The sequence below is a fragment of the Actinomycetospora chiangmaiensis DSM 45062 genome, assembly GCF_000379625.1.
Classification (GTDB): Bacteria; Actinomycetota; Actinomycetes; order Mycobacteriales; family Pseudonocardiaceae; genus Actinomycetospora; species Actinomycetospora chiangmaiensis.
In genome coordinates, this window is the sequence record NZ_KB903219.1 from 73,158 (window position 1) to 96,468 (window position 23,311).

General features: G+C 75.4%; 21 protein-coding genes. 10 read left to right on the forward strand and 11 right to left on the reverse strand.

The genetic code is table 11. The features are described 5' to 3' along the window. Positions 1–99: 99 nt before the first annotated feature. On the forward strand, positions 100–3,261 hold the full coding sequence (locus tag A3CO_RS30760) for an arabinosyltransferase domain-containing protein (protein ID WP_157647191.1): 3,162 nt from the start codon (positions 100–102) through the stop codon (positions 3,259–3,261). Between the two features lie 3 nt (positions 3,262–3,264). On the opposite strand, the gene A3CO_RS30765 is transcribed toward A3CO_RS30760, so the two are convergent. Next, the gene (locus A3CO_RS30765; protein ID WP_018331711.1) at positions 3,265–4,791 is read right to left on the reverse strand and encodes a hypothetical protein; all 1,527 of its coding nucleotides are present in this window, start codon (positions 4,789–4,791) and stop codon (positions 3,265–3,267) included. 274 nt (positions 4,792–5,065) lie between these two features. Here A3CO_RS30765 and A3CO_RS30770 point away from each other — a divergent pair, with 274 nt between their 5' ends. After that, complete coding sequence (locus A3CO_RS30770) at positions 5,066–6,289, forward strand: FAD-dependent oxidoreductase (protein WP_018331712.1); 1,224 nt, start codon at positions 5,066–5,068, stop codon at positions 6,287–6,289. A 47-nt stretch (positions 6,290–6,336) separates the two neighbouring features. On the opposite strand, the gene A3CO_RS0107945 is transcribed toward A3CO_RS30770, so the two are convergent. Further along, positions 6,337–7,551, reverse strand: a complete 1,215-nt coding sequence (locus tag A3CO_RS0107945; protein WP_018331713.1) for a carboxylate--amine ligase — start codon at positions 7,549–7,551, stop codon at positions 6,337–6,339. Positions 7,552–7,571: 20 nt separating this feature from the next. Then, positions 7,572–8,204 (reverse strand): hypothetical protein, encoded by a 633-nt coding sequence (locus A3CO_RS0107950; protein WP_018331714.1) that lies wholly within the window; start codon positions 8,202–8,204, stop codon positions 7,572–7,574. Positions 8,205–8,260: 56 nt separating this feature from the next. Between A3CO_RS0107950 and A3CO_RS0107955 the strand changes: the two genes are divergently transcribed. The 4 genes from A3CO_RS0107955 to A3CO_RS0107970 all read left to right on the forward strand — a co-directional run bounded on the left by A3CO_RS0107955 (position 8,261) and on the right by A3CO_RS0107970 (position 11,285). Then, a complete protein-coding gene (locus A3CO_RS0107955; protein WP_018331715.1) occupies positions 8,261–9,052 on the forward strand; it encodes an HAD family hydrolase in 792 nt (263 codons plus the stop codon). Between the two features lie 87 nt (positions 9,053–9,139). Beyond that, positions 9,140–9,715, forward strand: coding sequence for a phosphatase PAP2 family protein (locus A3CO_RS0107960; protein ID WP_026204395.1), 576 nt, complete (start codon positions 9,140–9,142; stop codon positions 9,713–9,715). Beyond that, on the forward strand, positions 9,712–10,797 hold the full coding sequence (locus tag A3CO_RS0107965; RefSeq protein WP_018331717.1) for a decaprenyl-phosphate phosphoribosyltransferase: 1,086 nt from the start codon (positions 9,712–9,714) through the stop codon (positions 10,795–10,797). Before A3CO_RS0107960 ends, A3CO_RS0107965 begins: the two co-directional genes overlap by 4 nt. Before the next feature lie 32 nt (positions 10,798–10,829). Beyond that, positions 10,830–11,285 (forward strand): GtrA family protein, encoded by a 456-nt coding sequence (locus tag A3CO_RS0107970; protein ID WP_018331718.1) that lies wholly within the window; start codon positions 10,830–10,832, stop codon positions 11,283–11,285. On the opposite strand, the gene A3CO_RS35470 is transcribed toward A3CO_RS0107970, so the two are convergent. The 4 genes from A3CO_RS35470 to A3CO_RS0107990 all read right to left on the reverse strand — a co-directional run bounded on the left by A3CO_RS35470 (position 11,251) and on the right by A3CO_RS0107990 (position 14,561). Continuing rightward, positions 11,251–11,712, reverse strand: coding sequence for an FHA domain-containing protein (locus A3CO_RS35470; RefSeq protein WP_018331719.1), 462 nt, complete (start codon positions 11,710–11,712; stop codon positions 11,251–11,253). The two genes, A3CO_RS0107970 and A3CO_RS35470, sit on opposite strands and share 35 nt — an antisense overlap. Beyond that, on the reverse strand, positions 11,709–12,995 hold the full coding sequence (locus tag A3CO_RS30780) for a PP2C family protein-serine/threonine phosphatase (protein WP_018331720.1): 1,287 nt from the start codon (positions 12,993–12,995) through the stop codon (positions 11,709–11,711). The genes A3CO_RS35470 and A3CO_RS30780 overlap by 4 nt, the downstream gene beginning before the upstream one ends. Beyond that, positions 12,992–14,059 carry a protein kinase domain-containing protein gene (locus A3CO_RS35475; protein ID WP_026204397.1) on the reverse strand — a complete coding sequence of 356 codons (1,068 nt, stop codon included), beginning with the start codon at positions 14,057–14,059 and terminating at the stop codon, positions 12,992–12,994. The genes A3CO_RS30780 and A3CO_RS35475 overlap by 4 nt, the downstream gene beginning before the upstream one ends. A 64-nt stretch (positions 14,060–14,123) precedes the next feature. After that, complete coding sequence (locus tag A3CO_RS0107990; RefSeq protein ID WP_018331722.1) at positions 14,124–14,561, reverse strand: VOC family protein; 438 nt, start codon at positions 14,559–14,561, stop codon at positions 14,124–14,126. A 155-nt stretch (positions 14,562–14,716) separates the two neighbouring features. Between A3CO_RS0107990 and A3CO_RS0107995 the strand changes: the two genes are divergently transcribed. The 3 genes from A3CO_RS0107995 to A3CO_RS0108010 all read left to right on the forward strand — a co-directional run bounded on the left by A3CO_RS0107995 (position 14,717) and on the right by A3CO_RS0108010 (position 17,529). Beyond that, positions 14,717–16,630, forward strand: coding sequence for a heparin lyase I family protein (locus A3CO_RS0107995; protein WP_018331723.1), 1,914 nt, complete (start codon positions 14,717–14,719; stop codon positions 16,628–16,630). Between the two features lie 132 nt (positions 16,631–16,762). Next, positions 16,763–17,101 carry a hypothetical protein gene (locus tag A3CO_RS0108005; RefSeq protein WP_018331725.1) on the forward strand — a complete coding sequence of 113 codons (339 nt, stop codon included), beginning with the start codon at positions 16,763–16,765 and terminating at the stop codon, positions 17,099–17,101. Between the two features lie 50 nt (positions 17,102–17,151). Beyond that, positions 17,152–17,529: a hypothetical protein gene (locus A3CO_RS0108010; RefSeq protein WP_026204398.1), complete on the forward strand. Its 378-nt coding sequence runs from the start codon at positions 17,152–17,154 to the stop codon at positions 17,527–17,529. A 3-nt stretch (positions 17,530–17,532) separates the two neighbouring features. On the opposite strand, the gene A3CO_RS0108015 is transcribed toward A3CO_RS0108010, so the two are convergent. The 4 genes from A3CO_RS0108015 to A3CO_RS30790 all read right to left on the reverse strand — a co-directional run bounded on the left by A3CO_RS0108015 (position 17,533) and on the right by A3CO_RS30790 (position 21,515). After that, positions 17,533–18,384: a polysaccharide lyase family 20 protein gene (locus A3CO_RS0108015; protein ID WP_018331727.1), complete on the reverse strand. Its 852-nt coding sequence runs from the start codon at positions 18,382–18,384 to the stop codon at positions 17,533–17,535. Further along, a complete protein-coding gene (locus A3CO_RS0108020; protein ID WP_018331728.1) occupies positions 18,381–19,997 on the reverse strand; it encodes a peptide chain release factor 3 in 1,617 nt (538 codons plus the stop codon). Before A3CO_RS0108020 ends, A3CO_RS0108015 begins: the two co-directional genes overlap by 4 nt. 253 nt (positions 19,998–20,250) lie before the next feature. Continuing rightward, the gene (locus A3CO_RS0108025) at positions 20,251–21,321 is read right to left on the reverse strand and encodes a TIGR03557 family F420-dependent LLM class oxidoreductase (RefSeq protein ID WP_342663152.1); all 1,071 of its coding nucleotides are present in this window, start codon (positions 21,319–21,321) and stop codon (positions 20,251–20,253) included. Further along, positions 21,231–21,515 carry a PASTA domain-containing protein gene (locus A3CO_RS30790; RefSeq protein ID WP_018331730.1) on the reverse strand — a complete coding sequence of 95 codons (285 nt, stop codon included), beginning with the start codon at positions 21,513–21,515 and terminating at the stop codon, positions 21,231–21,233. The genes A3CO_RS0108025 and A3CO_RS30790 overlap by 91 nt, the downstream gene beginning before the upstream one ends. A gap of 192 nt (positions 21,516–21,707) precedes the next feature. Here A3CO_RS30790 and A3CO_RS30795 point away from each other — a divergent pair, with 192 nt between their 5' ends. Then, the gene (locus tag A3CO_RS30795) at positions 21,708–23,198 is read left to right on the forward strand and encodes an alpha/beta hydrolase (protein WP_084681627.1); all 1,491 of its coding nucleotides are present in this window, start codon (positions 21,708–21,710) and stop codon (positions 23,196–23,198) included. Positions 23,199–23,311: the final 113 nt, after the last annotated feature.

Here is a 23,311-nt window from a genome sequence, read left to right on the forward strand (position 1 = left end):
AGCCGCCCCGGCGCGTCCCGTGTGCTGGCCGTGAAGCGTCGCCTCTAGTCTGCCACCGAGCAGAGCCGTGTTCCTCGGGGGAGAGGCCGGGTGGGGGCGATGACGGCGGTCCTGAGTCCCGTGGGCCCGGCGGCGGGTGCGACCCCGCCGTCCGTGCGCCCGACGGCCGTCCTCGTCTGGGCCCTGCTGGCGGTGCTGCTCGGGCTGGCCGTGCCGCTGGCGCCGGTGTCGGGCCAGGTCACCACCGTGTCGTGGCCGGCCGCGGGTCAGCCCGCGCGCTCGACGACGCTGTCGCTGAGCCCGCCGCGCCCGGCCTTCCTCGACGCCACCGTCCCCTGCGCGGCGCTGCGCGTCGGGGGCGACGTGCTGCGGACCATGCCCGCCGGCGCCGTGCCGGTCGCCCAGACCCGGGACATCGCGCCCGAGGACCGCAAGCCCGACCCCCACCCCGACCGGGTCGCCGCCGGGGGGCTAGTCGTCTCCTCGGCCGCGGGCCGGGTCGACGTGGTGGTCTCCGGCGAGCGGATGCTGTCGACCGTCCTGCCGCCGACCGAGTGCGTCCTCGCCCTCCACAGCGGCGCCGACGGCCTGCGCGCCACCCTCGACGGCGTCGCGGTGCCGCTGGCGTGCGGTTCCTGCAGCGACATCGCCCCGCCGCAGGTCTCCGAGCTCGACACCGGCGCCACGACGTCGGGGGCCGCCGCCCCGCGGGTCACGCTGCAGACCGACGACCGGTACGCCTCGGGTCCGGGCCTGCTCAAGACGATCCTGCTCGTCGGGCACGTGCTCGCGCTCGTGGTGCTGTTCGTGCTGCTCACCCGCGACCACGGGCCGGCCGTGCGGCGGTGGTGGCGGGGCCGGCGGCACGCGTGGACCGTCCTGCGCCGCCACCTGTCGTGGGCCGACGCCCTCCTCGTCGTGGTGTCCGGGGCCTGGGTGCTCCTCGCCCCGATGAACTTCGACGACAGCTGGTACCCGCTGATGTCCCGGGACGCCGGGGCGTCGGGCTACCTGGGCAACGCCGTCTACATGTTCAACGTGACGGAGAACCCCTTCGTCGCGTCGCAGTACCTCATGCAGGTGTGGGGGGCGATCGGCGGCTGGTCGCTGGTCTGGCTCCGCCTGCTCCCGCTCGCCTTCGGGCTGCTCGCCTACGGCCTGCTGCGGATCTACCTGGCGATCGCGCTGCGGCGGGCGAGCATCCACCGGGCCTACGTCCCGTGGGCGCTGCTCGTCGGCCACCTCGTGTGGTGGCTCCCGTTCGGCCTGACGCTGCGCCCCGAGCCGCTCATCGTGCTGCTGTCCGTCGTCGTGCTCCTGCTGGTGGAGCTCGCCCGGCTGCGCGAGGCCCCCGTGCTGTACGCGCTCGCCGTCGCCGCGGCCGCCCTGTCGCTGACCTGCTCGCCCACCGGCCTCGTCGCCTGGGCGCCCCTGCTCGTCGAGCTGCCCCGCTGGTGGCCGCGCATCCGGGCCGCCACCGCCCGCGAGCAGCTCGTGGTCCTGGCGGTCCTCGCCGCCGCGGCGTCGGTCGCCGTGCCGGTCGCGTTCGCCGACGCCTCGCTCGGGGACGTCCTCGAGGCGTCCGCGGTCCACGCGTACTACTACAACACCGTCCCCTGGTACGACGAGCTCACGCACTACCAGACGCTGCTCTCGCCCGGCCGGACGTCGTGGGGCGGCCGCGGTCCGATCCTGCTGACGCTCGGCGTGACGGTGCTGGTCGCGGCAGGCAGTGCCCTCCGGGGTCCCGACGACGACGACCTGCGCCGGCTCCTGCTGCACTCCGCCGCCACCAGTGCGGTCGCGTTCGCGCTCGTGGCGGCCAGCCCGACCAAGTGGGTCCTGCACTTCCCGGCGGTGGGAGCGGCCGGGACGGTCCTGCTCGCGGTGGCCCTGCTGCGGGCACCGCTGCCGGGGAAGGAACGCGCCCTCGCGACCGCGGTCGGACTCGCGGTCCTCGTCGTCGTGACCTCGGTGACCTTCGCGGGCTGGAACGTGTGGACGCCCTACTCGGACCGGGGCCAGCCGTTCGGCGCCCACGCCGACCCGGCGCCGACGCCGCTGAGCCAGAACCTGCTCGCGCCCCACCTCGGCCCGGTGTTCCTGCGCAACCCGCTCGTCTGGATCGCGGTCGCCGTCCTGGCCGCGGCCTGGGCGAGCTGGTCCGCGCGGCGCTGGCCCGACCGGCGGCTGCCCCGACCCGGTCCGGACCGGGCGGTCCTCGCGGTCGCGTGCCTGACGCTCGTCATCGGGATGCTCGGGGTGTTCGTCCTGGCCCCCGCCACGCAGTACCCCGGGTGGACGGTCGCCCTCGGCAACACCAAGGACGTCGTGCGCGGCTCCCTCTGCGGCCTCCAGGACGAGGTGACCTACCTGGGGCCCGCGTCGGTGCCGCTGGGGCGGCCCCTCGGGCCCGCCGCGACCGAGGGCGACATGGTCGATACGTCGCGGTTCCCGGCGCCGCGCCCGGCCCCCGCCCCGGGCACGGTGTGGCACGACGCGACCCCGACGTCCCGCGGCCGTGGCGGCCTGACCACCGGGTGGTACCCGATCCCCGCCGACGGCGACGCGACGGACGTCGTGGTGCCGATGCTGCTCGCGAACTCCCCGGACGAGCGGGTCGCCGTCGACCTCGGGCGCGGGCCCGCGGACGCCGTGCAGGTCACGGGCGGCCGGGAGATCGTGCCGCTGCCCAACGCCGACGGCCGCACCTGGCAGGAACGGCCGGTGTCGCTGGTCGACCAGCCCGTCCGGCCGCAGTACGTCCGCGTCCGTGTCGAACCGGGACCCTCGATCGGGGAGGACCGCGTCGCCGTCGCCGAACCACGGCTCGCGCGGCCGCGGCCGATCGCCGAGGTCCTGGCCGGACGGTCGGTGCTCGTCGACCAGATGTCGGCGGTGCTGTGGCCCTGCGTCGACCAGGCCGCCGTCGCCCGGGGCATCGCGCCCGCGCCGGACGTCCGCATCCACGCCGACGAGGACCTGGGCGAGAGCTACTGGGGCCTGCAGGACAAGCTCGAGCGCGGCGGGGCGTGGCGGTCCGACGACGCGAGCTCCACCTACGTCCGGCTGGCCACGGCGGTGCAGCCCGGGGGTCCGCGCGCGAAGCCCTGGGGCCGTGTCGACCTCGTCGTCCGCGACCGTCCGGCCGGGGCCGTGGACACCGTCACGACGTCGCGCTCGAAGCCCGGCTGGGAGCGTGGACCGACGATCGCGACTCAGGACTACGCCGACGTCGACTACCAGGGCGCGGTGGGCTGACCGCTACGGGTCGAGCACCAGGCGTCCGGGGCCGCGGCCGGGGACGTCGGTCGGCCAGCCCGGTCCCGTCCCGGCCTCCCAGCGCAGCACCCGGTCGGTCGGGCGCGGCGCGTCGGAGTCGGAGAACAGGTAGTCGACCTGCAGGAACGCGCGGGTGAGTGGGCCGGCCGCCTGCTCGCGGCCGGCCGCGAGGGCCCGGACGCGGTCGTGGTCGGAGAAGACGTCGACGATGTCGCAGCGGCACCCGTAGGCGAGGGCGCCGATCTCGCCCGGGGCGGTGACGCTCTGCCCGGGGGCGAGGGTGGCGCCCAGGGCGCGGCCCGCGTCGATGTACTGCGACGAGGTGGCCCAGTTGCCGAAGATTACCGGCTGCGCCCACGGCAGGGGGCCGACGATCTGGATCCCGACCGCCATCCCGGCCACCACCGCGAGCCCGGTGGCGACGCCGGCCCGCCGGCGACCCGCGAGGTCCGCCGCGAGAAGCGCGGCGCACAGGGTGATCAGGAACAGCGACGGGCAGTAGTACCAGATGTACGACGAGACGCCCATGGCCGCGTAGACCGCGTAGTGCAGCAGCCCGCCGACGCCGCACGCGACGACGGCCCGGTCGACCGGGGCGTGCCGGCCCCGGACCACGGCGCCCACCGACCGTGCGAGGGCGACCAGCCCGGTGACGCCCACCGCCGCGATCAGCAGCATCGGCACCGGCCACCGGTCGGCCCAGAACAGCGGTCCGTTGCCGAAGACCTCGCCGTTCGGGAACGCCCCGCCCGTCTTGATCACGAGGGTGTCGGGCACGAAGCCGCCCAGCACGAACCAGGAGAAGAGGTGCCAGGGCAGCGCGACCACGACGGTGGCGACGAGCGCGGGCACGAGGGAGCGCCAGGCGCCCGGGGTCCGTCCGAGGAGCAGCGCCACCAGGACGACGAGCCCCGGGACGGCGAGGTCGGGGCGGCACAGCACCGCGAAGCCGAGCACGATCCCGGCGGCCAGGGCACGGCGGTCGGCGGCGTACCGGGCGACGCCGAGCAGCAGGGCCGCGCCGAGGAACGACTCCATCCCGACGACGCTCGCGAAGACCGGCGAGGTGACGGTCAGCCCCACCACGAGCGCGACGAGCACCGGCCGGCGGACGCCGAGCCGGCCGGCGAGCTCCGCGGCCCACAGCCCGAGCAGGGCCGTCGCCAGGACGAGCACCAGCCCGACGGCGACCACCGGGCGCCCGGTCACCACGATCCCCGCCGCGAGCAGCCAGACGTTCAGCGGCGACGTCGCCGAGTTCGAGTCGCGGAACGGGGTGAGCCCCCAGTGGCCGTGCTCGGCGAGGTTCCGCGCGTAGTCGAGGGTGATGTAGGTGTCGTCCGGCATCCCGCGGTACGCGAGGAGGAAGAGCGCCACCCCGGCGGCCGCGCCCGCGAGGGCGGCGAGCACCTCGGCCGGCACGCGCGGACGGGCGCGCGCGGCGGCGGCGGGCGGCGGGGCGTCGTCGGCCCGCGGCGGTGACGGGTCGGGCAGGGTCTCGGCCGACATGGTGCTCCCCCCGGGGTGTCCGATCGCACCGTAGCGGGTGGCCCCGACGGGCTCCCGGGGCCTCGACCAGCGGCTCCACGGCCGAGTTGATCACTGGACGTAACGACTCTTACGCCGGTCGGGCCGGGACGGATTCGTGCCCGACGGGGCGTCCTTGTCCGAAACCGCTGGTCAGCGTGCTCCCGTGTGGCGACCCCGGACGTAGATCGGCTTCCCCGTCTGGTGCGATACGTCTCACGCGCTGTCACCGGACGCGTGCACGGAGAGGGGGACCATGGCCGGCACCACCGAGGTCGCAGTGGTCGGCGCAGGGCCGTACGGGCTCGCCGCCACTGCCTTCCTGCGACACCAGGGCACCGAGACCCACACCTTCGGCGAGGTGATGGGTTCCTGGCGCCACCAGATGCCCCGGGGCATGATCCTGCGCTCGAAGGAGCGTGCCTCCTCGATCGCGCACCCGGTCCCGGGCCACACGATCACCGCCTGGGCGCGCGCCCGGGGCGTCACGCTGGACAACCCGGCGTCGCTCGAGCACTTCCTCGCGTACGGGGACTGGTTCGCCTCCCGCGTCGTGCCGGACCTCGACACCCGCCGCGTGGCGCAGGTCGTCCGGGAGGGCTCCGGCTTCGCGGTCGCCCTCGACGACGGCGACCGGGTCCACGCCGAGCGCGTGGTGCTGGCCGTCGGGCTGCACAACATGGAGCGCGGCGTGCCCGAGCTCGCCGGGTTGCCCGAGGGCACCGTCTCGCACGTGGTCGAGCACGAGGATTTGTCGGTCTTCGCGGGCCGGAAGGTCCTCGTCGTCGGGCTGGGCCAGAGCGCCCTGGAGAACGCGGCGATCCTCGCCGACCTCGGCGTCGACGTGACGGTGACCGCCCGCGCGTCGGCCGTGCACTGGCTCGGCCCGCACCGCCCCGCGGACGCGCCGCCGCCCACCTTCCGCCAGCGCTGGCGGGTCCCGCCGACCGACGTCGGCGGCCGCGCCACCGGCTGGCTCGCGGCCGCGCCCGAGACCTACCGCCGGCTCCCCGAGCGGCTGCAGCTCGAGGTGCGTCGGCGCTGCCTGTTCCCGGCGGGGTCGCACAACCTGCGCGCGCGCCTCGAGCACGTGCCGTTCGAGCTGGGGCGGCGCATCACCGCGGCCACGGCGTCGGACGCCGGCGTGACGGTGACGTTGTCCGACGGCACCGCGCTCACGGCCGACCACGTGATGGTCGGCAGCGGCTACGACATCGACGTGTCGCGCTACGACCTGCTCGACAAGGAACTGCTCGGCGAGCTCGAGCTGGCCGAGGGCTCCCCCGTGCTCCGCGCGGGCTTCGAGACCTCGGTGCGGGGGCTGCACGTCCTCGGGGCGCCGGCGGTCCGTTCCTTCGGGCCGGTCAACCGCTTCGTCACCGGCACCTGGTACGCCGCGCCCGAGCTCGCCCGCCGCGTCGCGGGCAAGCGCGGCCCGACGCTGCGGGTGGCCTACCCCGTGGGGTCGTTCGCGTTGTGAGCTCCGCTCAGGTGAGCACTCACGGGGCCTATCGCCCCACTGAGTGCTCACCTGCGGCGCAGCCGCACCTTTCGCCGGGCCCGCGCCACGACCGGCCGCGCCCGTCCGATGACCATCGGCAGCACGGGGAGCGGGTCGTCCAGGGCGAACCAGCCGTGCTCGGTCGACGGCGCGCGGCCGGCGGGGGCGGGGCCGTCCGTGCGCTCGTGCCGGTAGGCGAGCCGGGCGACGTAGTCGAAGTCCTCCACCACGAACGCGCGGCCCTCCGGGAACTCCGCGTGCGGGAGCGGGCGCCCGGTGAGCGCCAGGTGCTGAGCGCGGACCACGTCGAGGCCCGCCGCGTCCTCGAACAGCCGGAACTGCGCGCCCACCCGCGGGTTGAAGTCCACCAGCTTGTAGCACCCGTCGCGGCGGTCGCGCCGGAAGTCCAGGTCGGCGATCCCGGCGAAGCCGACCGCCGCGAACAGGCGCCGCGCGAGAGCGGCGAGCTCCGGGTTCCACCGGGCCCGACCCGCCGTCGTGAAGCCGGCGTGCGGCGGCCAGCTGCGCACCTTGACCCCGGTGAACACCACGGTGTCCGCGCCGTCGGTCCAGGCGTGCACCACCCAGTCCTCGGACTCCTCCTGCGGCAGGTACTCCTGGAGGATCACCCACGGCTCGTCGTCCCAGTCCAGGGCCATCACCCGGAGCTCGTCCGCGGTCCCGACCACCGTCGAGGACCGCACGGACGGGTGCAGGTGACGCTCGAAGGGTGCCCGGCTCTTCACCACGACGGGGAACGCGCCGTGCGCCGCGTAGTCCTCGACGTCCGCGAGCGAGGTCGGGACGACGGTGTGCGGCGTGGGGATCCGGTGGCGCGCGCAGACCTGGGCGAGCCCCTCCTTGCTGGCGAGGAGCCGCGGCAGGCCGGGGTCGGCGCAGCGGGGGAAGAGGAAGTCGTCGGCGAGGTCGTCGCGGAGCTCGCTGATCGCGATGGCGCTCTCGTCGTCGGTGGGCACCAGCACCGCGGGGCGCCCCAGGGCCCGGGCGATGCCGTGCAGCCCCTCGGCGAGCTCGGCCGGGTCCTCCCCGCCGCTGGTGGGCCAGGAGAAGCGCCCCCGCAGGTGGCGTGACATCGCCGCCGGGGTGAACCGGCCCTCGGTCACCGCGTAGACGTCGACGCCGCAACGGCCCAGGCTGCGCAGGACCCCGACCCCGCCGTGGTGCAACGGGTAGGAGCCCAGCTTGAGCAGGAGGGCGGGGACCGCGCGGTCGAGCTCCATCCGCGCAGATTAGACCTCCGTCACACCTGCACCCGGGCCGCCACCTCGTCGTCGAGACCGGCTCTGACCAGGGCCGCGGCGAATCGTGCCAGATCGTCCCCGCTGACCAGATCGGCGAGCTCCGCGGCGTCCTGCGGCAGCCCCACGGCCTTCGCGCCGTCGGTCGCCTTGCCGTCGAGGTGCGGACGGAACTCCGGCCAGACGGCCTGGACCTCACGGATGAAGATGTCGGCGCCCACCGGCCCGAGGCGCGGCACCTCGGTGAGCAGCTCGGCGAGGCGGCCCGCGTCGCCGTCGGCCTCGCTCCGCATCCCGCGCAGGTCGCCCTTCCACCGGTCCCCGACGAGCCCGGCGCCCTCGATCAGCGCGTCGGCGGTCTGGTCCTTGCTGAGGAACTTCGCACGGTCGAGCGCGTCGTGGACCTGCTCGTGGCTCGCCGCGCCCATCTTGGCCGGCGTCCCGAGGTCGGAGTCGATCAGCTCGCGGCACGCGCGGGTGCCGAGCTTGGCCTGCACGCGGCTGGAGAGCAGCACGGCCAGCACGAGCAGCCGGTAGAGCGGGGCGGGCTTGTCGTCGAGGGAGATGCCGGCCTCGGCGGCGAAGGTCTCGCCCGCCTCGTCCAGCAGCCGGGCGGCCGTCTGCTTCTGGCTCATGGAGCCGCATACCCGGGCTCCGGCGCCCGACGCGCTCCCGGCGGACAATCGACCCCATGAGAGCTCCCCGGCTGGTCGCCAGCGACGTCGACGGCACGCTGCTCGGCGCCGACGACCGGCCGGGGCCGCGGCTGGTCCGCGTGCTGGAGCGCATGACGGAGGCCGGGGTGCCGCTGGTCATCGCGACCGGGCGCCCGCCCCGCTGGATCGAGCCGGTCTGCGACGCGATCGGCGTACGGGGGCTGTGCGTGGGCGCCAACGGCGCGGTGCTCTGGGACGCGGGCAGCGGCCGGGTCGTCGAGGCGGCCGAGCTCGGCGTCGACGCGCTCGCCGAGGTGATCGACCGGCTCCGCACGGCCCTCCCCGGTGCCGGGCTCGCGGTCGAGCGGGTCGACGCGCCCGAGTTCTGCTGCGAACCCGCCTACGAGCCCGCCTGGCCGAACTCGGACCACGTCGAGATCGCGACGGGGGACCTCGCCGCCCGGCCCGCCATCAAGGTGCTCGCGCGCCGGAAGGGCCTCACGAGCGACGCGATGGCCGCCGCGGTGCGCGACGGGCTCGGGAACCTCGTCGACGTCACCTTCTCCGCCTCCCACGGCCTCGTCGAGTGCTCCGTGCCGGGCGTGACGAAGGCGCACGGCCTCGCCCTCGCGGCCGCGCACCACGGGGTCACCGCCGACGAGGTCGTCGCGTTCGGCGACATGCCCAACGACCTAGCCATGCTCCGCTGGGCGGGCCACGGCGTGGCCATGGGCAACGCCCACCCCGAGCTCCGGGAGGTCGCGGACGAGGTGACCGGCCACCACGACGACGACGGGGTGGCGATGGTCCTCGAGCGCTGGTTCTGACTCTCCTCCGACGACGCGCCGACCCGCGCGCGTGCCTCGGTGGGGGGCGTGTGTCAAGGCCCGCGTAGCATCGGACCGCCGTTGAAGATGCTGCGCCGAGGAGGACGTGTGCTCGACCGGGCACCCGGAGGAGTCGACGAGACGGCCCTGTTGGTCGCCGTGCAGCGCCGGATCGACCACCCCACCGTGGTGCGCGCCGCGCGGGCGATGTCCCTGTTCGGCGAGCACGCCGCCGGCTGGCTCGCCCTCGGCGCGCTGGGCGCGGCGCTCGACCCGACCCGTCGTCGGGAATGGACCACCGCCGCCGTGGGCGTGGCCGGGGCGCACGGTGCCTCGATCGCGGTCAAGCGCGTGGTGCGTCGCCGCCGCCCGCACGACCCGCGGATCGCGGTCCACGTCGGCACCCCGAGCCGGCTGTCCTTCCCCTCCTCGCACGCCACGTCCACCACCGCGGCCGTCGTGCTCTACGCGGGCCTGCTGCGCCGCTCCGGCGCGGCCGCCCCCCTCCCCTCCGTGATCCCGGCGATGGCGCTCTCCCGCCTCGTGCTGGGCGTCCACTACCCGACCGACGTGCTGGCCGGAACCGCTCTCGGAGCCGTGTGCGCCCTCGCCACGCGGCGCCTGGTCGAGCGGGGCCGGCTGGGCCGCTGGAGGACCCGATGACCGCCTCACAGGAGACGCAGCGCAGCGGAGCTCGACCCGCTGAGCAGGAGACGCAGCGCAGCGGAGCGCACCCGGAGGAGCCCGAGGGGCCCGGGGAGCTCAGCGCCGACCTCGTCGAGAACCGCGAGCCCGAGGACGCCCCGGACGACACCGCCGTCCCGGTGCGCCGGACCGGTCCGCTCGCGGTGCCGCTGGGCCTGCTCAAGACGATGCGGCCCAAGCAGTGGGTCAAGAACGTCCTGGTCTTCGCGGCGCCGTTCGCGGCCGGCCGGCTCGGCGAGGGCTCGGTCTGGGTCCAGGTGCTGGTCGCCTTCGCGGCGTTCTCGCTGGCCGCCTCCGGGGTCTACCTCGTCAACGACGCCCGGGACGTCGAGGCCGACCGCGCCCACCCGAAGAAGCGCTTCCGCCCGATCGCGGCGGGGATCGTGCCGCCGGCGGTGGCCTACGGCACCGCGGTGGTCCTGTTCGCCGGCGCGATCGCCCTGGGTTTCGTCGCCTCGCTCAACCTCGCGATCGTCGTGATCGTTTACGTGGTGGTCCAGCTCGCGTACTGCCTGTGGCTCAAGCACGAGCCCGTCATCGACGTGTGCATCGTGAGCTCCGGCTTCCTCATGCGCGCGATCGCCGGTGGTGCCGCGGCCTCGCTGTACCTCTCGCCGTGGTTCCTGCTGACGATGGCCTTCGGGTCGCTGTTCATGGCCTCGGGCAAGCGGTACGCGGAGATGCGGCTCGCCGAGCAGACCGGCGCGAAGATCCGCAAGTCGCTGGAGCGGTACTCGGCGTCCTACCTGCGGTTCGTGTGGTCGCTGTCGGCGACGATCGTGATCCTGGCCTACTCGCTGTGGGCCTTCCAGATCGGCGTGCAGCCGGTGCGCAACGCCCTGCCGACCCCGCCGAGCATGTGGGCGATCATCTCGGTGGTGCCGTTCGTCGTGGCCATCCTGCGCTACGCCGTCGACGTCGACGGCGGCAACGGCGGGGAGCCCGAGGAGATCGTCATCAACGACCGGGTGCTGCAGGTGCTCGGCCTCGCCTGGGCGGTCCTGCTGTTCCTCGCGGTGTCCACCTCGGCCGTGCACTGAACCGCGGCGGCCGCGGGTACGGACACCGCGTCATGACCAGTACCCTCGCCGCGCTCGTGCGCTACGCCCTCGTCGGCGTGGTGAACGCGGGGACGTACTACGCGGTCTACCTGGTCGTGCTCGGCCAGGTCGGGTACCTGACGGCGCACGTCGTCGGCCTCGGCGTCGCGATGGTGGTCTCGTTCTTCCTCAACTGCCGGTTCACGTTCCGGCTGCGGCCCACGTGGCGGCGGTTCCTGCTCTACCCGGCGTCGCAGGCGGTGAACATCGCCGCGACGACGGTCGGCGTCGTCGCGCTGGTGACCCTCGGGGTGGACGAGCGGATCGCCCCTCTCGTCGCCGCGGTCCTGGCCGTGCCGGCGAGCTTCCTCGCCGCGCGGTTCGTGCTCGCGCGCGGTCAGCGGCGCCCCGTGCCGGTCGTCGACCCCGACCCGGCCACGCTGCGGCTCACCGTCACCCCGCCGCGTCGTCCCGTCGCCGGACCGTGATCGTGGTCCACGCGCCGACGTGGATCGTGTCCCCGGACTCCAGCGGCACCGGGACGTCGGGCGCGAGGGGCTCCGCGCCGTAGTTCAGCGTCGTCCCGTTCGTGGAGCCGGCGTCGAGCACCACCCACCGGTCCTCGACGGCGAGCAGCACCGCGTGCACGTGCGACACCCCCGGGTCGCGCGGCGGCCCGGTCAGGTCGATACCCGGGGCCGTTCCCGACGACGGGTCGGGGCCGGACCGGCCGGGCCGGTGCGGCTCGTCGGCCACGGGGCGGCGCCCGATCATGACCTGCTCGCCCGTGAGCTCGACCGTGAACTCCCGCGGCCCGGACGGGAAGTCCGGCAGCGGCGCCGACCCGTCGTCCCGCGCGCACACCAGGTCGTAGTGGTCCCGGTCGGCCCGGACCTGCGCGGCCCAGCCCGTCACGCGGTCCCGTCGCGCGGGGCGGGCGGGTCCTGCGTGGACTCCGCGGTGGTGTCGCGGCGCGGGGCGTCCTCGACGTCGAGCGGGATGAGGATCGGGCCGGTGTCCTCGCCGCCCCCGGGCCGCGGGTCCCACTCGCCGCCGTCGCGGCGGTCGTCGGGGTCGAGCGGCACCAGCGCCACGGTCGCGTTGTCGTAGCCGCCGTCGGCGAGCGCCGCGTCGACGAGCGCGCGGGCGTCGCCGAGCACGTCGGCCTCGCCGCGGCCGGAGGCGAGGACCGCGGCGAGCCGGTCGGCGTCGGGGATGTGGTTCCAGATCCCGTCGCTGCACAGCAGCAGGACGCCGGGGGCGGCCGGCCGGAAGCGGCGGGCGCGGGCCGGGCCCTCGGGCGAGTCGTGCCCGAGCCAGCGCGTCAGGACGTGGGCGCGGCGGTCGGCGTGGGCCTGCTCCCGGGTCATCACGCCCGCGGCCGCGATCTCCTCGGCCCACGAGTCGTCGGTGGAGAGCAGCTGCGAGGTGCCGTCGCCCGCGAGCCAGTAGATGCGGCTGTCGCCCACCCAGGAGATCACCGCCGAGCCGCCGCGGGTCACCGCGCCGGTGTACGTGGTCGCGGGCGGGTCGGCCGGGTCGCCGTGGCGCACGAGGTCCGCCGCCGCGTCCGCCGCCGCGCCCGCCCCGGCCGCGGCCAGCTCGTCGAGGCTCTGCGGGCCGCGCGCCGTGATCCGCGTCAGCACCACGGCCACGCACGCCTCCGCCGCCGCGAGCGACGCCTCGTCCCCGCGCCGCGCCGACGCGACGCCGTCGCACACCGAGGCGACCAGCACCTCGCCGTCGGGGGTCGCGATGCGGCCCAGCGCGCACGCGTCCTCGTTGCGGCGACGGCGCAGCCCGCGGTCGGTGACCGCCGCGGCCGGGCCCAGGCGGAACTCCACGTGGTCGCGCACCGCGGGGCGGCGGGCGCCGCAGCGGCCACAGACCAGGTCCTGCGCCTCGTCGACGCTCGCACCGCACTCCGGGCAGTCCGCCGTCTCGATCTGCGTCCGCGTCGCCTCCAGCACCGCCCGCAGGTCGGTGTGCTCCCCGGCGCTGCCCGCGGGACCCACCGACTGCACGGGCACGCCCCCGGTGGGGTCCGGGTCGTCCGGGTCCGCGGTGGCGGGATCGAAGGTCGCGGCGGAGGGGTCGTCGTCCGGGCCGCCCCGATCCGGGCCCGGGCGAGCGGAGCGACGGGGATCCGGGTCGCCGGGGCCGTTCGTCGGGGACGGCGGCGCGGAGGACTCGGTCACGACGGGAGGGCTCCTGTCTCGGTCTGGGACGGGTGCAGCGGCGGGGGTCGGTGCCGGGACGTCGGGGTGGGCAGGGAGCCATCTTGGTGCACGAGGTCCCCGCCGTCCGCCACACCCACGCCGTGATCGTCGGGTTGCCCCGGGAGGGTGGTGCACCTCCCCGTCCGGTGCAGTGCGAGGGCGACGTCGTCGGCGAGCGCGGCGACGTCGGGATGGCGCAGCCCGGGGTCGGTGGCCGTCGCCCGCCGCACCACGGGGTCGAGCACCGAGGGCCCCCGCGGCGGCCCGAGGTGGGGCAGCACCGGGGCGCCGAGCAGGACGTCCAGGCAGCGGCCGAGGGCGAACACCTCCGAGGCCACCGACGGGCCGGCGCCGCCCGGGGCGATCTCCGGGGCGAGGAAGCCGTCGGTGCCCCACACCGGGCTGCGGCGGTCGTCCGCGCGGCGCACCGACCCGAGGTCGACGAGGACCGGGCCGTCCGCGGTGAGCAGCACGTTCGACGGCTTGAGGTCGGCGTGCAGCAGCCCGAGCGCGTGCAGGTGACCCACGGCGGGCGCGACCGCGGCGAGCACCGCCGCGGCGTCGGCGGGGGCCAGCGGCCCCCGCGCGGGCGCGCCGTGCAGGCGCCCGAGGACGAGACGGGTCCCGGCGTGGTCGACGACGTCGCGCAGCGGCACGAGCCCGGGGTGCGGGTGGCCGAGCAGCCGGGCCGCGGCGGTGCTGTCGTCCCGGACGCGGGCCACGACGACGGCCTCGCCGGTCGCTTCGTCCCGCGCCGTGTAGAGCCAGGCGCCGCCCCGGGCGAGGAGGTCGACGACGCGGTAACGGCCGGCCAGGAGGGCGCCCGGCGGGAGGTCGGGGCGCAGGTCGAACGGGCGTCGGCACGCGGTGCAGCTGCCGGTGAGCCGACCGGGCCGCCCGTCGCGGCCGCGCCCGACGGGGGCGTCGCAGGACGGACAGCTGCGCCGGTGCTCGGGCAGGAGCCCGGCGGGGTCGGTCGGGAACGACCCGGCGTCGGGAAGGGGGGTCCGCAGGCGGCTCGACCGCACACGTCCGTCCACCATGTACCTCGCTCACCCGACGCCACCCGCAGGCGGTCGGACCACGATACCCCTGCCCCCGGAGGGGTCAGTCGAGGCAGAACTCGTTGCCCTCGGGGTCGGCCATGACGATGTTGCCGGGCACCAGGGGCGGCTCCGGGTCGACGCGCAGCAGCCGGGTGGCGCCGTGGGCGACGAGGCGCTCCGCCGCGGTCTCGAGCGCCGCCATCCGCTCGTCCCCGGCCAGACCCGGCGCGGCGCGCACGTCGAGGTGCAGCCGGTTCTTCGCCGACTTGCCCTCCGGCACCCGCTGGAAGAACAGGCGCGGGCCGTGCCCGTCGGGGTCGACCGCCGCGGACGCGTCGTGCCGCCGCCCGGCCGGTACGCCCCACGCCTCGAGCGCCTCGTCCCAGGTCGTGAACGGCGGCGGGGGTGGCTGCACCCGGTAGCCGAGCGCCGTCGCCCAGAACTCCGCGAGTGCGCCGGGATCGGCCGCATCGATCGTGACCTGCACCTCGAGGCTCATACCGGTCATCGTGGCGTGACCCGGGCGGTGACGGGAAGACACGCCAGGGCACGGCACCTGGCGGCCGGTCGCTGCGGAGCGTGTGACATCGTGCTCCGGCACCGCCCGATCGGGGGACCGGCGGGAACCCCGTCGGCCGTCACCCGAGGAGCCCCTTGCGCACGCCCCGGCTCCTGCCCCTGACCCTGCTGCTGGTCGCGGTCCTGGTCGGCGGAGCGGTCCCCGCGCTCGCCCAGGCTGCCCCACCCGCCGTCGGGAACGGCTTCGTCCCCCTGCAGGCCGCGCGGCTGTTCGACTCGCGCGTGCCGGGCCGCGTCGTCGACCGGGGCTTCACGACGGCCGGTCCGCTCGGCCCGGGCCAGACGGTCTCGATCCCGGTCGCCGGGCGGGGCGGGGTGCCCGACACCGGGGCGGGGACGGTGGTCCTCAACATCACCGGGACGACGCTCTTCGGCTCGACCTACATGACGCTGTGGCCGCAGGACGCCCCGCGCCCGCCCACCTCGACGCTGTCGTTGGCGCCCGGGGTACCGGTGACGAAGACGATCGTCACGAAGCTCGGCGGCGGCGGCGCGGTCAGCCTGTTCAACGTCACGGGGCTCTCCGACGCGACCGTCGACGTCGTCGGCTGGTTCCCGGAGAACTCGCCGCTCGCGTCCGGGGTGCCGCAGCGGGTGCTCGACACCCGGGCCGAGGGGATCCTGCAGCCCGGCGAGCAGCGCCGCGTGCAGGTCGACGGCCGGGGCTTCGCACCCGCCCCGCCCGGCTCCGCGGTGCTCCTCTCCCTCACCGGGACCGACGCGTCGCAGCCGACCACGCTCACCGCCTGGGGCACCGGCGGCCCGAAGCCGTTCGCCCCGCAGCTGACGCTCGTCCCGGGGGACACGCTCCCGAACATGACGATCGTGCCCGTGGGCGACGACGGGTCGATCACGGTCGCGAACCAGGCCGGCACCGTCGACCTGCTCGCCGACCTCGTGGCGGTGGTGCCGGCGGCGGTCGGGCGCGCCGTGACCCCGGCGCGCCTCTACGACAGCCGGACGCCCGACCCGGCGACGGCCGCCGTCGGGACGGGGCCGTTGACGCCGGGGCAGATCCGCACCGTGCCCGTCCTCGGCCGCGCCGGGGTCCCGGCGACGGGGGTGTCGTCCGTGCTGCTCAACGTCACCGGCCTGTCGCCGGCGGCCAACGGCGCGATCGGGGTGTGGGGGGCCGGTCCACCCCCGTCGACGTCGGCCGTGGTCGTCCCCGCGGGGGCGGTGCGGCCGGGCTTCGCGGTGGTGCCGGTGAGCCCGCAGGGCACGGTCCAGGTCGCCGACGCCGGGTCGGCCATGCACGTGGTGCTCGACGTCGTCGGGTTCCTCGCCGGCACGCCCGGTGCGGCTCCCGTCGGACCAGCCGCGTCGGCGGGCGGCGCGCCCGCCCCCGACGGCGGGACGCTGCTCTGGCAGGCCGACTACGCCGCCGGGCTCGCGAACTACCGCTCGACCCCCTGGAACGTGGTGGGGGCGGCCACGCCGGCCGTCGTGGGGTCGGCCCTCGGTCCGGCGCTGCAGGTGACCATGCCCGGCGGCGGGCAGCGCGCCGAGCTCGAGCCGAACTTCCGGTCCCTGCGCGCGGGCGACGACCTCTACTTCGGGTTCTCGGTGACCCTCGCCCCGGGCTTCCCGGTCGACACGAACGACTGGCAGGTCATCACGCAGTGGAAGAACGACGGCACCGGCTCGCCGCCGGTGTCGGTCAAGGTCGGCGGCGGCCAGTTCCAGCTCGACGGCGGGTTCGACCGCGGCGCCCCGTACGAGATCCCGATGGGGGCCGCGACGCCGGGGCGGCCGCACCAGGTCGTGGTGCACGTCCGGTTCGCCGAGGGTGGCGGCTCGGTGGACACCTGGGTCGACGGGAAGCAGACGATCCGGGGGTTCCGGCCGCCCGCCGGCACGCTCTACGCCGGGACGACGAGCTACCTCAAGACCGGCATCTACCGGAGCACCGGCATCGGCCAACCGGGCACGCTGTTCTTCGACGACTGGCGGATCGGGACCAGCTACGCGGCGGCGTACCCGCGCTGAGCGGGGGGTGGCGTCTGTCCCGACCTCCCGGTTTGCCATGCTGGCCGGACGCGGGCCCGGCCGGTCCGACGGCACCGCGACCGGTTGCGCGTCGGACCGGGCGGCCCGAGACGTCGGCAGCACGGAGACGCAGTGACTTCATCGACCCCAGCGCAGGGGACCGGGACGGGCGGCGCCCACGAGGAGCCCACGCACGGCCGGCACGGCACCGGTGACGACTCCCGGCACCGCCCCACGGACACGTCCGGCGGCACGTCCACCGACGCGACGTCGGGCGGGACGGGTTCGGACCTGTCACGGGCGGCGGACGAGGCCGAGCGCGCGCTGGCCGAGATGGTGGCGGCCGCCGAGCGGGCGGTCGCCGCGGCCCACGACGACGGGCACTCGGCCGTCACCAGGGGCTACGAGGAGGCCCGCCGGGCCGCCGCGCAGGCCTACGAGCAGTCGTCGGTCCGGGCGGGACGTCCGTAGGACCGGCGCGACGCGCGGGAGGGGGCCGCGGGGTGGGCGTCCACACCAGGGTGACCGAGCAGGGGGTCCTGCTCCGCTTCACCGGTCGGGATCGCGTGTACGCGTTCCGCGCCGGGCTCTTCCTGCCGATCGACCGCGTCCTCGGCGCCCGGACGCTCGGGCGCCGGGATGCGGTGGTGGCCAGCCCGCGGATGCACCTGCCCGGGATCAGCGTGCCCGGGCTGCTGCGCGCCGGGACGTACGGCATCGGGGAGCGCCGGCAGCTGTGGATGGTGCACGCGGCGACCACGCTGCTGGCCATCTACCTGCGCGGCGAGCCGTACCACCGGGTGGTGGTGGAGGTCGAGGACCCCGAGGCGCTGTCGCGGATCATCAACGACGCGATCCCGCCCCGGGGCCTTCCCTCGGGCCGGCGCCCGAGCGCCTGACGCTCAGCTCTTCGGACCCACCAGCGCCGACGCCGACTCGTAGCTGCTCGCCACCCGGGCGTCGAGCAGGAACAGGTTCGCGGTCTGCGAGATCGCGGAGTCCCGGTAGATGCCGGTCTTGAGGTACGAGTCGTCGCCCTCGTACCGGGTGCCGCCCGGCGGCTGGTAGCCGGTGATGCGCTGCTGGCCGTTCATCCACACGTCGACCGAGGCCTTCTGCGGGTCGGTGGAGAACTTGATGTGCACCACGACGTCGGTCTGCCGACCCGTCAGCGCGGGGCCGATCGGCGTCGAGAAGTAGGTGCCGCGCGGGTCGTCCCCGCCGGCGCCGCCGTCGAGCTTGAACTGGCCGCCCTCGACCTTGATCTCGATCGGCGGGCTGCCGTCCCCGGAGTTCTTCCACTGCGCGAGGACCTGCCACCCGTCGGCGTTCACGGGGAAGTCGGCGGGGAGGTTCCACGCGAAACCGAAGTACGCCTCGTCGCCCTCGCGGTACAACTGGACGATCGGTTCGAGCTCGCTGCGCTTCCCGCCGCCCGGCACCGTGAACTCCAGCGCCTTCGCCCCCGCGACGCCGGGGGCGTCGACGAGCTTGGGCGCCCGGGCGCCGTCGTTGTTGTAGGGCGTGTCGCGGAAGTTGCGCAGCGGGTCACGGCCCGAGAGCGAGGCCTGCCAGATCGGCGCCGGCACGGTCGCGGGGTCGGGCGCGCCCGTCAGCGGCGGCGGCGCACCGGTCGCGGTCACCGGCGCGGCGGTGGGTGCCGTCCGGCTCGGCGCGTCGGTGGAGCAGCCGACGACGACGCCCGCGACGAGCAGCACCGAGACCGCCGCGCCGAGCAGTCCGTGCTTCCTCACTGGCCCGTCCCCTCGGCGATCAGCGGCTCGAGGGTCAACGAGGGTTGGTTCTGCGTGACCGCCTGCAGCCGCCACTTGTGCGGGAACAGCGCGAGCAGCTCGCCGTCGGCGCGCCGCGTGAGCACCTCGATCCCGATCGCCCCCTTCAGGGCCTCGACGCCGGCCGCATCGGTGCGGCGGGCGATCGTGTAGTCGAGCCGGTCGAGCTTGATCGGGGCCGAGAACTCGTCGGCGAGCCGGGCCGCCACCACCTCGAACTGCAGGGGGCCGACCGCGGCCAGCACCGGGGCCTGGTCGCCGCGCAGGTCCGAGGAGAGCACCTGGATGACGCCCTCGGAGTCGAGCTGTTCGATGCCCTTGCGGAACTGCTTGGTCTTCGACGCGTCCGCCACTCTCGCCACGGCGAAGTGTTCGGGGGCGAAGCTCGGGATGGTCGGGAACGTGACCGGCTTCTCGGCCCACAGCGTGTCGCCGGGCCGCAGGGCGTTGGCGTTCACCAGCCCGACGATGTCGCCGGGGAAGGCCTCGTCGATGGTCGAGCGGTCGCGGCCGAACATCGCCTGGGCGTACTTCGTGGCGAAGGGGCGCCCGGTGGCGTCGTGGGTGAGCACCATGCCGCGCTCGAAGCGCCCCGAGCAGACCCGCACGAACGCGACCCGGTCGCGGTGCGACTTGTCCATCGAGGCCTGCACCTTGAACACCAGGCCGGAGAACGGTGCCTCGATCGGGCGCTCCGGGCCCTCGGCCGACGGCCGCGGCCCGGGCGGCGGGGCGAGGTCGACCAGCGCGTCGAGCAGCCGGGCGACGCCGATGTTCGACAGGGCGGCCCCGAACATCACCGGGGTCGCCGTGCCGCGGTGGAAGTCGACCGGGTCGAAGTCGGCGCCGATCTCGCCGAGCAGCTCGAGCTCCTCGGTGGCGCGCTCCCAGTCGACGCCCTCCTCGGCGGCGGCCCGGTCGGCGTCGAGAATCTCCTCGGCGGCCTTCGACGCCCCGTGGGCGGCCCGCGTGAAGCGGCGCATCGTGCCGTCGGCCCGCTCGACGAGCCCGTGGAAGTCGCCCGCGATGCCCACCGGCCAGGTGATCGGCATCGGGCGCAGCCGGATCCGCTGCTCGACCTCGTCGACCAGCTCCAGCGGCTCCCGGCCGGGACGGTCCCACTTGTTGACGAAGGTCAGCACCGGCACGCCGCGCGCCCGGCAGACGTCGAAGAGCTTGAGGGTCTGCGGCTCGAGACCGCGGGCGGCGTCGAGGAGCATCACCGCGGCGTCGACGGCGGCGAGCACCCGGTAGGTGTCCTCGGAGAAGTCGCCGTGGCCGGGGGTGTCGAGCAGGTTGATCACGTGGTCGCGGTAGGAGAACTGGAGGACCGCGCTGGTCACGGAGATACCGCGCTCGCGCTCCATGTCCATCCAGTCGGAGGTCACGCCCTTGCGGCCGCCCTTGCCGTGCACCGCGCCCGCGGCCGAGATGACCTCGGCGTGCAGCGCGAGCGCCTCGGTGAGCGTCGACTTGCCGGCGTCGGGGTGGGAGATCACCGCGAACGTCCGGCGTCGGCGTGCCTCGCCGGCCGGCGAGCCGTCCGGCCCCGCGTGCGGGGACGTCACGGTCATCGCCGGTCCCCTGGTGCTCGTCCCCCGACGCCGGTACCCATCGGCGATCAGATTACGGGGAGGAGCCGTGTGGCCGTCGTTCGGGGGATGGCGGGTGCGCTCGTCGCGTGGCGCGCACCGTCGACCGGATCACACCGGAACCGGCTGTCTCACCCCGGGCTCACGGGGCACACTACGAGCGGACGGACCGCCCGGTTTGGTCGGCCGTCCCGGCGGCCGGTCCTCCCGGGGGGAGAGGACCGGCCGTCGTCGTTCAGCCGAGCTTGCGCACCTGCTCGATGAGCCCGTTCGCGGCGTGGTCGAAGAAGCCGTCGACGTCGGGGCCCGCGTTGATCAGCGCGAGGTGGTCGTACCCGGCGTCCACGAACGGCTTCGTCACCGCGAGGTGGCGCTCGGTGTCGGGGCCGCAGCCGAAGTTCTCGGCCATGACGTCGGCGGTGACGAGCGCGGTGGCGGCGTCGAAGTTCACCGGGTTCGGCAGCTCGGCCTGCACCTTCCACCCGGGGATGCCGAACCGGAACAGCGCGCGGGCCGACTCGGCCGCCTCCTCGACGGTGCCCGCGTAGGCCAGCGGCACCTCGGCGTAGCGCGGGCCGGTGCCGCCGTGCTCCCGGTAGGCCCCGACGAGGTCCGGCGACGGCTCGGTGACGAACAGGCCGTCGCCGAGCTCGGCGGCGAGGGCCGCGGCACGCGTCCCGCCGGCCGCGACGACGATCTTGGGGAGCTCCTCGGGCAGGTCGAACACGCGGGCGTCCTCGAGCGTGAGGTGCCGGCCCTCGTAGCTCTGGTAGCCGCCCTGCCACAGCAGCCGGATGATCTCCAGCGACTCGCGGAACATCCGGTGCCGCACGTGCACCGGCGGCCAGCCCTGCCCGACCACGTGCTCGTTGAGCCGCTCGCCGGAGCCCACCCCGAGGGTGAAGCGGCCCTCGGCGAGGATCTGGGTGGTCGCGGCGGCCTGGGCGATCACCGCCGGGTGGTAGCGGATCATCGGGCAGGTCACCCCGGTCGCGAGCTCGATCCGCTCGGTCCTGGCGGCTATGGCGGCGAGCATCGACCAGGCGAACCCCGAGTGCTGCTGCTCGGACACCCACGGGTGGAAGTGGTCGGAGATCTCGACGAAGTCGAACCCCGCCTGTTCGGCCAGCACGCACTGGCGGACCATCTCGGTGGGCCCGTAGGCCTCGGCGATGAGCTTGTATCCGATCTTCACCGGGCAGGGGTGCCCGATTCTCAGGCGTTGGCCCCCGCTCCGTCGAGCGGCGTGTCGGGCAGCACCCGCGGCATGTTGCCGCCCCCGCCGTCGTCGTCGGGCTCGACCCAGATCGTCACGGGCGCACCCGCCGGGACCTGGAAGCCGGCCTTCGGTTCCTGGTCGGTGACGGTGCCGCTCACCGTGGGCGGCGTGTCGGGGTCGGGGTCCACCGCGACCACGCGCGAGGAGATGGCGAGCTCGTGCGCGTCGGCGGCGGGCAGCCCGACCAGGGCCGGGACCAGCACCAGATCGGGTTCACCCATGTGCCGACCGTAGCGCCTCCCCCCGTGGCGGCGAAGCGTCGTCGCTGTCGTCCGGTGGCAGCGACGAGCTCCGCCGGCACCGGGGAGCCCGACGACGGGTCGCGCGGCCCGGGTACCGCGGGTGCGGTTGGATGCGCTGGCGAGCGCGGCCCCGGCGGGGAGTGGCCGGCCGGGTGGAACAGGAGCGGCGCGATGGGACCACGACGCACGACCGCACGGGGGATGCTCGGGGCCCTGCTCGCCGGGGCTCTCGTCCTCGCCGGCTGCTCGGGCGGGTCGGCGGGCGCGCCCCCGCTGCAGTCCTCGTCCCCGTCGTCGGCGGCCCCGTCCTCGAGCGCCCCGGCCGCGCCCGCGACCCCGCTCGGTGCGCCGGCGCAGTTCGTGCCGTGCGACGGCACCTTCCAGTGCGCCCAGATCACCGTGCCGGTCGACTACACCACGCCCGGCAGCCCCACGATCACGATCGGGATCGTCCGCCAGCCGGCCGCCGACCAGGCGAACAAGCTCGGCGTGCTGCTGGTCAACCCGGGCGGTCCCGGGGGTTCGGGGATCGAGACGGTGGAGAGCGGGCAGGTCCCGGCCGCCGTCGCCGCCCGCTTCGACGTCATCGGGTTCGACCCCCGCGGCGTCGGCCGCAGCGCGAACCTGGCGTGCCCGATCGGTCCGGACACCCCGTACTACGGCGACCCCGACCCGGGCGACCCCGCGGGCGAGGCCTCGACCGCCCAGGCGGTCGACCGCTACGACCAGGGGTGCGGCGACGCCTACCGCCAGCTCCTGCCCCACCTCGGGACGCGGGACGTCGCGCGGGACATGGACGCGATCCGCACCGCGCTCGGCCAGCAGCAGATCTCCTACCTCGGCTACTCCTACGGCACGTCGATCGGCCAGGTCTACGGCGAGCAGTTCCCGCAGCGGATCCGCGCGATGGTGCTCGACGGCGTCGTCGACGTGACGCTGCCCGGGCTGGACCCCAGCCAGGCCGAGAGCTTCGAGAACTCGCTGCGCCAGTTCGCCGCCGACTGCGCCACCCGGCCCACCTGCGAGGCCGGGCCGGACGCGATCGCGATGCTCGACCGGGTCCGGGCCCGCGTCGCGGCCGCCCCGATCCCCGTGCCCGGGATGTCGCCGCTCTCGCCCGGGCTGCTCGAGCTCGGCGTCGTGCTGCCGCTCTACTCGAAGGGCAACTGGCCGACGCTGGCCAAGGCCCTCAAGGCGGCCGACGCCGGCGACGGCGGGCCCTTCCGTCGCCTCGCCGCCCGGTACTTCGAGGGCTCGAACTCCGACACCTACAACGCGGTGACCTGCCTGGACAACTCGTGGCCCCGCAACACCGACGAGGTGTTGGCCCAGGCGCGGGCGGCCGAGCAGCGGGCCCCGCACTTCAGCGGCAACGTGCTGGTCTCCGGCCTGACGTGCGCGAGGTGGCCGGTCCCGCAGGACCCGCTGACCCCGCCGTCCGGCGCGGGCGTGCCGCCGACCCTGATCATCGGCACGACGAACGACCCGGCCACGCCGTACACCAACAGCCTGAACCTGGCACGTCGCCTGCCCGGCTCGGCGCTGCTGACCTACCGCGGCGACGGGCACACGATCTACGGGCAGGGTCGGCCCTGCGTCGACGACCAGGTGAACCGCTACCTCATCGCGGGCACGCTCCCGGCGCCGAACGCCGTCTGCTGAGAGCCTGCGGGACGGACGCCGACCCCCGGCGCGTCCGGGTCACGGTGACGCGGATCGTCGGGGGCACGCGCGACCGCGGGCGTCCGAGCGGCGGGGACGGCACCCCGTCCGCC

Bases quoted from the DNA above. Each gene is read 5' to 3' on its own strand.
- A3CO_RS0107965 (WP_018331717.1), top strand. From the start codon at position 9,712: ATGACCGCCTCACAGGAGACGCAGCGCAGCGGAGCTCGACCCGCTGAG.
- A3CO_RS30795 (WP_084681627.1), top strand. From the start codon at position 21,708: ATGGGACCACGACGCACGACCGCACGGGGGATGCTCGGGGCCCTGCTC.
- A3CO_RS35475 (WP_026204397.1), bottom strand. From the start codon at position 14,059: ATGGTGGACGGACGTGTGCGGTCGAGCCGCCTGCGGACCCCCCTTCCC.
- A3CO_RS30765 (WP_018331711.1), bottom strand. From the start codon at position 4,791: ATGTCGGCCGAGACCCTGCCCGACCCGTCACCGCCGCGGGCCGACGAC.
- A3CO_RS0108020 (WP_018331728.1), bottom strand. From the start codon at position 19,997: ATGACCGTGACGTCCCCGCACGCGGGGCCGGACGGCTCGCCGGCCGGC.
- A3CO_RS0107950 (WP_018331714.1), bottom strand. From the start codon at position 8,204: ATGAGCCAGAAGCAGACGGCCGCCCGGCTGCTGGACGAGGCGGGCGAG.
- A3CO_RS0107960 (WP_026204395.1), top strand. From the start codon at position 9,140: ATGCTGCGCCGAGGAGGACGTGTGCTCGACCGGGCACCCGGAGGAGTC.
- A3CO_RS0107945 (WP_018331713.1), bottom strand. From the start codon at position 7,551: ATGGAGCTCGACCGCGCGGTCCCCGCCCTCCTGCTCAAGCTGGGCTCC.
- A3CO_RS0107955 (WP_018331715.1), top strand. From the start codon at position 8,261: ATGAGAGCTCCCCGGCTGGTCGCCAGCGACGTCGACGGCACGCTGCTC.
- A3CO_RS30760 (WP_157647191.1), top strand. From the start codon at position 100: ATGACGGCGGTCCTGAGTCCCGTGGGCCCGGCGGCGGGTGCGACCCCG.
- A3CO_RS0107970 (WP_018331718.1), top strand. From the start codon at position 10,830: ATGACCAGTACCCTCGCCGCGCTCGTGCGCTACGCCCTCGTCGGCGTG.
- A3CO_RS30790 (WP_018331730.1), bottom strand. From the start codon at position 21,515: ATGGGTGAACCCGATCTGGTGCTGGTCCCGGCCCTGGTCGGGCTGCCC.
- A3CO_RS0107990 (WP_018331722.1), bottom strand. From the start codon at position 14,561: ATGAGCCTCGAGGTGCAGGTCACGATCGATGCGGCCGATCCCGGCGCA.
- A3CO_RS30770 (WP_018331712.1), top strand. From the start codon at position 5,066: ATGGCCGGCACCACCGAGGTCGCAGTGGTCGGCGCAGGGCCGTACGGG.